Source organism: Saccharibacillus sacchari (assembly GCF_037722395.1).
Lineage (GTDB): Bacteria > Bacillota > Bacilli > Paenibacillales > Paenibacillaceae > Saccharibacillus > Saccharibacillus sacchari_A.
Genome location: NZ_JBBKAR010000053.1, coordinates 18,932 through 30,699, shown reverse-complemented (window position 1 = coordinate 30,699; position 11,768 = coordinate 18,932). Strand labels below are relative to the sequence as shown.

Below are 11,768 nucleotides of genomic sequence, written 5' to 3'. Positions count from 1 at the left end.
CGATCCGGCGGCTCTATAGCGGCCGGATCGCGGTGAATGCGGTGAATACTCAGTCGCGGCGGTCCGGCTTGCGGCCTCGGCGGAAAGCTTTTTTCGCCGTGGCGTCATGACCTTCCTCATCTCCGGCCCGCAGCACGCGCTGCACGTCCGGCACGGAACGCAATACGACTTTGAGGATCAGGAACACGGCGACGGCCGCCAGCAGCATGATCGTCGAGACGACGGCGATCGTCGGGTCCTGCCATTTTTCCATGTACAAAAACAGTTCGATCGGCAGCGTGTTGTTTTCCGGGCGGAGAATCAGCAGCGCCGTCTCTACCTGGTCGAACGTGAAAATAAACGAGATCGCGGCGCTGAGCAGCAGGCTCGTACGGAGCTGCGGCAGCGTGACGGTCAAAAAAGCGCGGACGGGACCGGCTCCGAGATCGGACGCCGCTTCTTCGTATTCCGGTTTCGTTTGCGCCAGCGCGCTGCCGACGAACGCCAGCACGAACGGAAACACGATCACGGCTTCGCCGAGGATCAGCGCAAACAATCCGCCCGCGATACGCATTTTCGAAAACAGGATCAGATAAGCGACGCCGAGCGCGATTTTGGGCACGACCATCGGCGACATGAACAACGCGCGCAGCGCGTTGACTCCCGGAAACGGATACCGATGGATCGCGACGGCGGCGAGCGTGCCCGTGAACAGCGCCAGCAGCGTCGCGCCGCCGGACGCGATCACGCTGTTGCCGAGCGCGCGCAAAAACTGCGGCTGCTGCGACAGGTTTTCGTACCAGCGAAGCGACAGGCCTTTCGGCGGGAACACGCTGTAGGACGTTTCATTTAGTGAAGATAGCACGACGATCAGCAGCGGAACGGCGATGAACAGGCATACCGCGACCACGAACAACCCGAACGCCAACGACAACCATCTGGGTCTAAACGTCATGGGCCTGCTCCTTTCCGCCCGAAGCGAAACGGTCCGCCAGCTTGCTCACGACCATCGACACGACGATGCACGAAGCCATCAGGAAAAAGCTCGCGGCGGCCGCCATCGGCCAGTTGGTATCCAGCGTGCGCTGGTAAATGAACGTCGGCAGCGTCATGACGCGCCCGCCTCCGATCAACGCCGGAATCGTGAACGCCGTCAGGCAAAGGGTAAACACGATCTGCACGCCGGACGCGATCCCGCGCGCGGACATCGGCAGCGTGATCGTGAAAAAGACGCGCAGGCTGCCCGCTCCGAGATCGTGCGCCGCCGCTTTGAGCGACGGATCGCGCTTCGTCAGCACGCCCAAAATCGGCAACACCATGAACGGGATAAAGACGTGCACGAGCGCGATGACGACGCCGCTTCGGCCGAGCGTCAGATCCAGTCCGTCTTCGGACAAGCCCAGCCCGATCACGATCCAGTTCAGAAAGCCTTGCCTCGACAGCAAAATCATCCAGGCGTATGATTTGACGACGGCGCTGACGAGCAGCGGCATGAACGTCAGCAACAGCAGCGTTTGCCGCAGCGCCGGACGCCGGACGGTCGCGATCGCGTAAGCCAGCGGATACGCCAGCAGCAGCGTGATCGCCGTCACTTCGAGCGCCAGCGAAAACGTCCGGCCGATCACTTGCCAATAATACGGATCGCCCAGAAAAGCCGTATACGCTTCGAACGTGAACGCCGGTTCCAGATGGCCGTCGACAAACCGGTTGAAGCCGTACCGCGCGAACGTGAGCATCGCGCCCGCGAACACGATGCCCATCAGCAGCAGCGCGGGCAGCAACAGCGCGAACGCCGGCCAACGCGGCCGTCGGCGCCGGGCGGCGGGAGCGCTTGTCGGGCGGCTCACGATGCGCCGCCTTCCGGTTCGCCGCCGAGGAACACGGCGGCTTGGGTGTCCCACCCGGCGACGACGGTTTCGCCGGGTTCGTGCACGGGCGCGCCGGGGGAATGCGGCGCGCTGGCATGTAGCCGCAGGCCATGCCCGGCATCGAGCGCGTAGCGCAGCGCGGTGCCGACGTACTGCCGCTCGACGACCACGGCGTCGAGCGTGTTGGGCAGGTTCGCGGCCGCCGGTCCGAGGCGGACGTACTCGTGGCGGACCGACAGTTGTCCGGCCGCGGGCAGCGAAGCGGAAGCATCCGGCGCGGCGGACGGCGGCGCTTGCGGCAAGCGGGCGCGGAACGTCCGGGCGCGCCAGCGGACGGTCAGAGCGTCGCCGTCGACCGACGGGCTTTGCACGTCGATCAGGTTCGTGGCGCCGATAAACGAAGCGACGAACGCGTCGGCGGGACGGTCATAGATCTCTTCCGGCGACGCGTATTGCAGCAGCCGCCCGGCGCTCATGACGCCGATCCGGTCGGACACGTTCATCGCTTCGTTCTGGTCGTGGGTCACGAACACGAACGTCGTGCCGGATTCGCGCTGAATCCGTTTCAACTCGCGCTGCATGTTGAGCCGAAGACGCGCATCCAACGCGGACAGCGGTTCGTCGAGCAGCAGCACTTTCGGTTCGTTGACCAGCGCCCGCGCGATCGCGACGCGCTGCGCCTGCCCTCCGGACAGCGCGCTCACCGGGCGCTGCCCGTAACCGCCCAATTCCACCAGTTCCAGCGCTTCGCCCACGCGGCGCCGGATTTCGGTTTTGGGCAGCTTTTTGAGCTTCAATCCGTAAGCGATATTGCGCTCGACGTTCATATGCGGAAACAAAGCCAGTTGTTGAAAAATCATATGCGATTGCCGCCCGTGGGCCGGAATATGCGTCACGTCCCGGCCGGACAGCCAGATCGTGCCTTCGTCGGGCAATTCCAAGCCGCCCAGCATACGCAGCAGCGTCGTTTTGCCGCAGCCGCTCGGTCCGAGCAGCGAGATGAATTCGCCTTCGCGGACATCCAGGCTGACCCGGTCGACCGCGGGGCGGCCGTCGAACCTCCGGCTCAATGCGCGTGCTTCCAGCGCGAGCGCCGCAGTAGTCTCGCTCATCGTGTTTGCCTCCTTTTCCGGTAAAAGATTCAGGTGCCGCCGCGCGCCGAAGCGCTCGTAACGACACCTTTTACGGTCAAGCTTCCAATTCGAAACCAAGTCGGGAACGACTGGTGGATACTTCGAAAACCGAAACCCCGCGCGAAGTTAGCGTATCCGTTTTACAGCTTCGTTTTGAACAAACGGTCCCACAGGTCTTTCCATTCCGACGCGCTTTTCGCCATTTGTGCCCAGTCGGGATTGATGCCTTTGTTTTGTTCGTCGACCGAGAACGAAGGATCGTTTTTGTATTTGTCCGGCACGGCGGCTTTGGTGCTGGTCACCGGCGTTCCTGTCGCTTCGGCGTATTGGGTCAGGTTTTCCGCTTCGAGCAGTTCGTTGATGATCTCGTTGGCGACCCGGATCTGTTCCGGCGTAGAGCCTTTGACGATTTGCAGCGAATACGGGAACGATACGAAGCCTTCTTTCGGAATGGCGACCGCGAGTGGCGCGCCTTCGTCGTCGATCCAGGTCTGCGCCGTTTGCGAACTGAACGGCGCGATCAGCGCTTCGCCGGACACGAGCATGTTTTTGAGCTGGTCGCCGGACGTCACGAGCGAACGGACCTGATCGGCATGCTCGCCCCAAAACTCGAACGCCGCTTGCGGATTTTCGTACGTCGCGCCGATTTTTTCGCCTTCCAGCGCGATAACGGGCGAGATGTAGGCGTAGAACATGTAATCCCACAGCGCCGTTTTGCCTTTGAATTCAGGATTGTCCCACAGATCGCTCCAGCTCGTCGGCGGCGTTTTCACCAGGTCTTTGTTATACACGAGCGCGAAGTTGGACACGCCCCACACGATGCCTTTGTTGTCCGACGTATGGTACTGCTCGGGAATATCGGCCATATTCGTTACGATCGACGGGTCGAGCGCTTCCCACATATCGTCGCTGACGCCTTTCGCCGAAGCGTCCGCGTTGAAGTACCCGAAGTTGACGACCGGGTTATCCGGGTCCGCTTGCTTGCCCGCGACCATTTTCGGATACATGACGGAGTTCGACGATTCGGTAAACTCGACTTCGACGTTCGGATGCTCTTTGACGTATTCGGCCACTACTTTTTTCGGCACGACGTCCTGATTCGCGCCTGCCCAGATAAACATGTTCAGCTTGATTTTGCCCGCCGTATCGGCTGCGTCGGCCGGCGCGGCCGCCTGCTCGCCGGGAACCGCTCCTCCGCAAGCTCCGAGTACCAACAGCGACGACAGCGCCAACGCCGCAAACGGCGCGCGAAGTTTCAACCCTCTTTTTTTCATTATAAACACTCCCTATGCGTATAGTCGGATATAGACGCGCACGTGCTCTTTGCGGAGCCAAGATACGGCCTACCCGTTTCGATCAATTGGTTTTCGGTTCGAAACCCGTAGTTGTCGCGCCGCTTGCCGCCCGATGAACGGCGGGTGCGGAACCGGCGGCTACAGCTTGCCGATGCCCGCATGGATGCCGCGAACCAGTTCCGAAATATTGCCCGCGTTCACGTCTTCGCCCGCCGCGACGCGGCGTTCGGCTTCGGGCATGGCGGTTCGCTTGAGATAATCGCGCAGCGGCAGCGGGTAATCGCCCAGTGCCCGGACCAGACCCAGTTGCAGTTCGTCGCTCCATAACGATTCGAATGCTTTTCTCGCTTCGCCGTAACCGAATTCTTCGGGCGCGGGGCGCTGCGCCGAGCGAAGCCCGGCCGTGCGATTCTCGTCAATACGTTCCCCGTCGGTCGCCACGCCGTAACGGATCGCCGCCTGTTCGGCGCTGACCAGACCGTTGCGCACGTCTTCCAGCACATTTTCCGCCGGACGCAAGTACGGATCGCCGTAGCCGCCTCCGCCTTGCGAACGGAACGTCACCGTTTCGCCGGGCTGAAGCAGCAACTCGTCGATGCGTCCGGTGTCCTGCTCGCCTGGCCGCCCTTCGTTGCGCGTCGCGCGTCCCGCCGCTCCGGCTTCGCCGCCCACGCGTCCCCACGGCTGGAATTGAAGCCGCTCCATGTTGCGGGCGGTCAGTACGGTATCGGGCGTGCGCACCTTCACCCGAAGTTCGATGCCGGAGCCGCCCCGGTACCGTCCGGCGCCCGCCGAGTCCGGCAGCAGGCCGTAACGCTCGATCAGGATCGGCATGTCCGCTTCCGCCGTCTCGGCCGGGATATTGCGCAGATGGCCGACGGCGAAATCCATGCCGTCGATGCCGTCTTTCATCGGCCGCGCGCCGGAACCGCCGCAGATCGGCTGGATCACGCCCATTTTCCGGCGGCCGCTGACCGGATCGTTCATCGCCAGCATCACGATCGCCGCCTGCCCCGCTCCCGCCGCCGGCAGATCGCCGCTTTTGGCCCGGCTGAGCGCTCCGGTCAGCACGTCCATGACGCGGATAAACGTCGACGCTCTCGCTCCGATCGCCGCATCCGGCGTCGGATTCAGGATCGATCCGGCAGGCGCTTCGTTCGTCACCATGCGCACCATGCCGGAGTTCCACGGAATCGACGGATCGAGCGTACGGAAATAACGGATCAGCGCGGGCACCAGGTAATAATGGCCGGGTTTATTAAGCGTCGGAATATTGAAAGACGCTCTCACTTGGGGATCGGTACCGCCGAAATCCAGAAAAATCCGGTCGTCGTCGACGTTGAGATCGCAGCGGATGCGTACCGGGTAACCGCCGGGGCCGTTCTCGATATAGTCCCAGAACGTGTACGTGCCGTCGGGAATATCGCGGATCAACGCCCGGACCCGCGTCTCGGCGTAAGCCAGCAAATCTTGTATGCCGTCTTCGACAAGCTGCGGCGAATAGCGGAGCGCCAGTTCTTTGAGCCGTCGGTCGCCCCGGTTCAGCGCCGCCATCAGCGCGTTGAGATCGCCCAGATTCTGATCCGGTATCCGGCAATTGTCGAGAAAAATGCGCTGCACCGCTTCGTTGAGCACGCCCGCTTCGTACAGCTTGACCGGAGCGAGACGCAGTCCTTCCTGGTAAATATCGTATGCCGTCGGCGACACGCTACCCGGCACTTTGCCGCCCACGTCCGACGAATGCACGAAGCATAAGCCGAAAGCGGTCAGCTTGTTTTCGATAAAAATCGGCCGCATCAGGTAAACGTCCGGCAGATGGGTTGCCATGCCTCCGGTCGAATGCGCGTCGTTGCAGATCACGATATCGCCTTCTTGCCACTCCTGCGACCGGATCACGTCGATAGCCGGAATGCCGATCGACAGCGTATAGCCCGTTTCGAGCGGCGACGCGAACGTTTCGCCGTCGGGCGAAATCAGGTACGTGCCGAAATCGCCGGTTTCTTTGACGAAAGCGGTAAATCCGGTTCGCAGCACGACGCCCGCCATTTCTTCGACGATCGCCTGCACGCGGTTCTTGAAGATTTCCAGAAAAACGCGATCCGTTTTCATGACGTCGCCTCCCCGATCAGATTGCCGTATTCGTCCGTATACGCCCGGAAGCCCGGCGGCACGAACACGGTCGTGTCGTATTCTTCCACGATCAGCGGCCCGGCCGCTCCGGCTTTGCCCAACTCCGCACGGCTCAGAACGCGCGCTTCGTATTCCCGTCCGTCGAAATGCAGCGTGCGGCTAGACGGTTCGCGCGATTCGCTATCCGCCGGCTCGGCCGAAGGCCGGAGTTCCGGCGCTTTGGCCGTCTCGCCGACGATCGTGGCGCGCAGATTGACGAACGCGACGGGAGCTTGCGGCTGATTCACGCCGAAAATCTGCTTGTACCGTTCGTGGAACCTTTTTTCGATCGCGTCCGCGTCGCCTTTTTCTTCGACCGGAACTTCCACTTCGATATCGAACGATTGTCCTTCGTAACGCATATCCGCGCCGTAGATCATACGGCTACGCTCGATCTTCACGCCTTGACCGCTTTCTTCGCTCAACCAGGTTCGCCCTTGCGCTTCCAATTCGTCGAAATGCCGCGCCAGCTCGTCCGGCAACCGTTCCGACGCTTCGCGGCCCAGCGTATGCACGAAGTCGCTGCGCAAATCCGCGACCACGCAGCCCGCCGCGCACAGCGTGCCCGGAGACGGCGGCACGAGGACGCGGTCGATGCCGACTTCGCGCGCCAGCAGGAACACATGCACCGGCCCCGCTCCGCCGTAAGCCAACAGCGCGAAATCCCGGGGATCGACGCCTTTTTTGGCAAGCAGCGGCGTGAACTGCGCGTACATATTGGCGCTTGCCACGTCCAGTACCGCTTGCGCCGCCCGGTACGAATCCAGGCCGAGCTTGGCGCCCAGCCGTTCCAACGACGCGGCCGCCAGCGAAGCGTCAAGCTTCATCGTTCCGCCCAAAAAGCGGTCGGGATGGATAATCCCCAGATGCACGTAAGCGTCGGTTACGGTGGCGGCTTCGCCGCCTTTGCCGTAGCAAGCCGGGCCCGGATCGGCGCCCGCGCTTTCCGGGCCGACTTTCAGCACGCCCGCCGGATCGACCCAGGCGATCGAACCTCCGCCCGCCCCGATCGCGGTCACGTCCACGGCGGGAATGATCACGGGGAAATCGCCGATTTTGTTTTCCGAAGAAAACGAAGGCGCGCCGTCGATCACGGACACGTCCGCGCTCGTTCCGCCCATATCGAACGTGACGACGCGCTCGAATCCGGCACGGCTGGCCGCATACGTGGCGCCGATCACGCCTGAAGCAGGTCCCGACAGCAGCGTCCGCACCGGTTCCAGCGCCGCGCGCGATGCCGATACGATGCCGCCGTTGGACATCGTGGACAGCACGTTGGCTCGCAGTCCTTTTTGCCACGCGCCGCTTTGAAGCTCGGCGAAATAATCGCGCATCCGGCGGCCGACGTACGCGTTGATGACCGCCGCCAGCGTGCGTTCGTATTCGCGCTGCTGCGGCCAGATTTCGCTGCCCGTGCATACGAACAGATGCGGAAAAGCTGCCCGGATCAGTTCGGCCGCCCGGCGTTCGTGGCCCGGATGGCTGTAGCTGTGCAAAAAGCTGATCGCGATCGAACGCACGCCTTCGGCGTCCAGCTCGGCGACCGCGTCCAGCAGCGCCCGCTCGTCGAGCGGACGGTATACGCTGCCGTCGGCGAGGATCCGTTCGCCGACTTCCCGCACCAGACGGCGCGGAATCAGCGGGAGCGTTTTGTCGCCGTACAGGTCGGTCGTGTTTTCCAATCTGAGGCGCCGGATTTCCAAAATGTCGCGAAATCCTTCGGTGACGAGCAGCGCCGTTTTGTCCCCGTTCCGTTCGATCAGCGTGTTGACGCCGAGCGTCGTGCCGTGCACGAACAGCCCGATGTCTTCGGCGTCGATGCCTTTTTGCGCCAATTGTTCCAACGCGTTGAATATCGCTTTTTCCGGCGCTTCCCGTACCGAAGGCGTCTTCAGCACGGCGGCGACGGAGCCGTCTTGGTCGGTCACCATCACGTCCGTGAACGTGCCGCCGATATCGATGCCCAGCCGGTATCGCTTGCCCATGTCGGCATCTCCTCCTTTCGTCGATCCGCAAAGGATCGGTTCGTTTTTTTGCGCTAGGATACGGTTGCGAACGCCGTTCCCGATAACGGCCGTTCATGTCCCGTTGTTCTTCAGGCCAGTCCTTCGAAGTAAAGTTTGACGTCTTCGATCATTTGGTCGATATGCGCGACCATCGCGTCTGCCGCTTCGTCCGGCGAGCCGGACTCGATACATCGCACGATCCGCCGGTGATCCACGACCAGTTCGCGACCGACGGATTTGCGGATCATCGCGGTGGCGGGAAGCCCGGCGCCTTCGCTCCACACCAGTTCCAGCGCGTGCAGCAAAATCCGATTATCCGCGATCTGTGCGATCCGCCGATGAAATTCGCGGTCTTCCGCAACGGGAATGCCGCCTTCGTGCAGTACCTTTTCCTGCTCCAAGATCGAATCCCATAGCTGTCCGGTTTGCTCGGAAGACGCATTGGACGCCGCCAGCGCCGCCGTTTCGCGTTCCATCGCCCTTCTGGCGATCAGCAGATCGAGCAGCGATTTCTCGTCGTCGTCGTTGAGCGCTTCGAGCAGTCGGGCGTTGCCTTGATACTGGTTCAACTGCCGTTCCAGCTCACCGAGCCGCTTGCGTCCTTCTTCGGCGATCATACGGCCTTTTTTGCCTTTGTTTTCCGTGTAGCCGAGCAGGTCGAACTCCATCAGCTTGCGCCCGATCGACGCTTGGCTGAGCGCGAACTCTTTGCCGAGCGTCAGCACGAGCGTCGTCGCGCCGAGCGGGCTGTCCGATTCCGAAAGCTGCTCCAGCATGACGTATTCCAGCCGAAGCTGTTCCATTTCTTTGGTATACATCCGGTTTCCTCCGCTTCGAAAAGTGATAGATTCTTCGTCGATCATCACTGATGATTAACGAGAGTATAAAAAGAAAGTCGGATATTGTCAACAAATCCGACAGATAAACTTTGTATTGATTTTAACGTTCTTTTTTTAAGATTGATCAATCTTTTCTATGGAATCGCTGACAAATCCGTATAGCCGCTGTCGCGAAACTTTCGATAAGCGATCATTTTTGTAAGCGATAAGCCTTGTTGGATACGCTCTAAATTTCGGCGAGATCGCTCAGCTTGATATCGCCGATACGGTTCACGATCAGATTCGCGCGGCTCAGATCCTGATTACCCGAATTGGGATTCACGAAGCCGATACAGCACATCCCGGCCGCTTTGGCCGCGTCGATGCCGTGCTTGGAATCTTCCAGCACGACGCAGCGCGCCGGATCGACGCCGAGCTGTTCGGCCGCGCGCAAAAAGACGTCCGGCGCAGGCTTGCCTTTCGGAACCTGTTCGCCGCTGACCACGACCTGGAATTCGTTGCGCAACCCGAACTTTTCCAGCACCGCTTCGATAAACACCGGCGGCGAAGACGACGCGACCGCGCGCGGAATATTCCCTTTTTTCAACTCGGCAAGCAGTTCGCGTATGCCTTCGATCGGCTGCATCTCCGCCGCGCGCAGCACTTCGATCTTATGCCCGAGCTGGTATTCGATAATCTCCTCCACCGTCTGCGCCATGCCGAATTCTTCGCGGATCGCTTTCCATAATTCCGGGTTGGTCATGCCGACATAGCCTTCCAATTTCTCCTGCGTGATCGGATACCCGTAATACTCCATCACTTTGCGGTCCACCTCGAAGTGCATCGGCTCGCTGTCGATAATGACCCCGTCCATGTCGAAAATAAAAGCTTCGATCATTTCGTTTTGCCCCTTTCTGCGACTCTTGTATCTTTTGCCTCAACTTGTACCTTACCGTGAAGAAAAGGCAAAACGCAACTTCGCGTAACGCTTGATTGCCCGGTTCTGTTCGATACAATGCACGAATAATGTCATGGATTCGACAATTGCTCTTATCGGTGTTACTACGTATAATATTTCACATAAGATACATTCCAAAATTGCATTATTCAAATTTGAAATCCGATCCGAAAGGACTTGAATAGTCATGAGATTTTCTATCGGGATGCGGAATATCAAAACGGCGGTCGCCGTGCTTCTCTGCGTACTGATCTCGTTTGCCCTGAAGCTTGAATATCCGTTCTATGCCGCTATCGCCACCGTAATCGCAATGGAGAGTTCGATCACCAGCTCGTACGCCGCGGGGAAAAACCGCACGATGGGCACGCTGGTCGGCGCCGCATTCGGCGGTCTGTTCGCGTTTATCGAACCGCATAACGCCTACCTGTCCGCACTCGGCATCGTTTGCGTGATCGCGGTCTGCAATCTGCTCAAATGGAACAAATCCGTCTCGATCGCCTGCATCGTTTTTCTCGCGATCATGCTCAACCTGCGCGACGGCGAGCCGGCTTTCGCGTACGCGCTGCACCGGGTACTGGACACGCTGCTCGGCATCGGGGTGGCGGTATTGGTCAACTACTTCCTGATCCCGCCCAAACACGATCGCAACCTGGAAAAAGCCCGCTCCACCGTGCGCCGGCATCTGTCTTCGCTTGCCCGTCAGTTGCTGCGTCAAGGCGGAGGCATCCATATCAGTCCGTTGAAAAAAGACTTGGCCGCTTTGCAAAAAGCTTGCGACACGTACAAAGAAGAGTTCGATCCGGTCAAAAGCAAAAGTCACGACCTCGTTTCGCGCATCGAGCAAGAGCTGGACGTCTACCGCAACACGTACTCGCATATGCGCATGATCCGTTTGCTGACCGATCCCGATCCGCAAGGCGTGGCGAGTCTGGGCACCAGCTTGCTTCAAGCGTCCAACCAAAAAGCCGAAAGCGCGTTGTCTCCCCAATCGCAAGCCGTCATCTACCGCTACCATGTGGCCTGCATCCTGGGAGAACTGCAAACGCTGGGCCTGACCGTGCCGACCGATATCGCGTATCCGCTCGAAAGCGCCGTTCAGCCGTCTTCGCAGCCTAAGTCGCAATCGGCTCCCGAAGACGCAGCGGCCAAAAAGACGCGAAGCGCCGAAGCGCCCGCGCGACCCGATCCGTCTGCGGTATCGAATCGTTTCTAAACCGAAATTTTGTTTTTACGCCTTGCCTTCATGCTTCAGACAAAGTGCGCCCGCCCGAATTAAGTGCGGATATGCAACTATTTAGTCCCTTTTCCGACATTTCGAGCAAATAAGTGCTAGAGTGCAATTAATTTCTCCATATCCCCCGATTCCACCCCTTTCCCGCCCAAATAAATGCACTAGCGCACTTATTTCTTTAAAAAGCCCGGATTAGCCCGAAATAAGTGCATTTAAGCACTTATTTGAATTTCTTCAGTGTCTCTAACCTTCTCTTCTTTGTTTTCTCTAAAAACTAACCCCCAAAAACAAAAGCCGCCCATACCCGGACG

General features: G+C 60.0%; 9 protein-coding genes. 1 reads left to right on the top strand and 8 read right to left on the bottom strand.

What is annotated here, in order from left to right; genetic code table 11:
- Nucleotides 1–49: 49 nt before the first annotated feature.
- The 8 genes from WKI47_RS20625 to WKI47_RS20590 form a co-directional block, all read right to left on the bottom strand.
- Nucleotides 50–934, bottom strand: a complete 885-nt coding sequence (locus WKI47_RS20625) for an ABC transporter permease (RefSeq protein WP_340229069.1) — start codon at nucleotides 932–934, stop codon at nucleotides 50–52.
- Nucleotides 924–1,826: an ABC transporter permease gene (locus WKI47_RS20620; RefSeq protein ID WP_340229068.1), complete on the bottom strand. Its 903-nt coding sequence runs from the start codon at nucleotides 1,824–1,826 to the stop codon at nucleotides 924–926. Before WKI47_RS20620 ends, WKI47_RS20625 begins: the two co-directional genes overlap by 11 nt.
- Nucleotides 1,823–2,959, bottom strand: coding sequence for an ABC transporter ATP-binding protein (locus WKI47_RS20615; RefSeq protein ID WP_340229067.1), 1,137 nt, complete (start codon nucleotides 2,957–2,959; stop codon nucleotides 1,823–1,825). The genes WKI47_RS20620 and WKI47_RS20615 overlap by 4 nt, the downstream gene beginning before the upstream one ends.
- 161 nt (nucleotides 2,960–3,120) lie before the next feature.
- Entirely contained in the window at nucleotides 3,121–4,254 is a 1,134-nt protein-coding gene (locus WKI47_RS20610; RefSeq protein ID WP_340229066.1) for an ABC transporter substrate-binding protein, read from the bottom strand.
- A 159-nt stretch (nucleotides 4,255–4,413) separates the two neighbouring features.
- Complete coding sequence (locus tag WKI47_RS20605; RefSeq protein ID WP_340229065.1) at nucleotides 4,414–6,384, bottom strand: hydantoinase B/oxoprolinase family protein; 1,971 nt, start codon at nucleotides 6,382–6,384, stop codon at nucleotides 4,414–4,416.
- Nucleotides 6,381–8,429: a hydantoinase/oxoprolinase family protein gene (locus WKI47_RS20600; RefSeq protein ID WP_340229064.1), complete on the bottom strand. Its 2,049-nt coding sequence runs from the start codon at nucleotides 8,427–8,429 to the stop codon at nucleotides 6,381–6,383. Before WKI47_RS20600 ends, WKI47_RS20605 begins: the two co-directional genes overlap by 4 nt.
- 110 nt (nucleotides 8,430–8,539) lie before the next feature.
- Nucleotides 8,540–9,268: an FCD domain-containing protein gene (locus WKI47_RS20595; protein ID WP_340229063.1), complete on the bottom strand. Its 729-nt coding sequence runs from the start codon at nucleotides 9,266–9,268 to the stop codon at nucleotides 8,540–8,542.
- 247 nt (nucleotides 9,269–9,515) lie between these two features.
- Nucleotides 9,516–10,166, bottom strand: a complete 651-nt coding sequence (locus WKI47_RS20590; protein WP_340229062.1) for an HAD family phosphatase — start codon at nucleotides 10,164–10,166, stop codon at nucleotides 9,516–9,518.
- Between the two features lie 247 nt (nucleotides 10,167–10,413).
- Between WKI47_RS20590 and WKI47_RS20585 the strand changes: the two genes are divergently transcribed.
- Nucleotides 10,414–11,439: an FUSC family protein gene (locus tag WKI47_RS20585; RefSeq protein ID WP_340229061.1), complete on the top strand. Its 1,026-nt coding sequence runs from the start codon at nucleotides 10,414–10,416 to the stop codon at nucleotides 11,437–11,439.
- Nucleotides 11,440–11,768 lie beyond the last annotated feature (329 nt).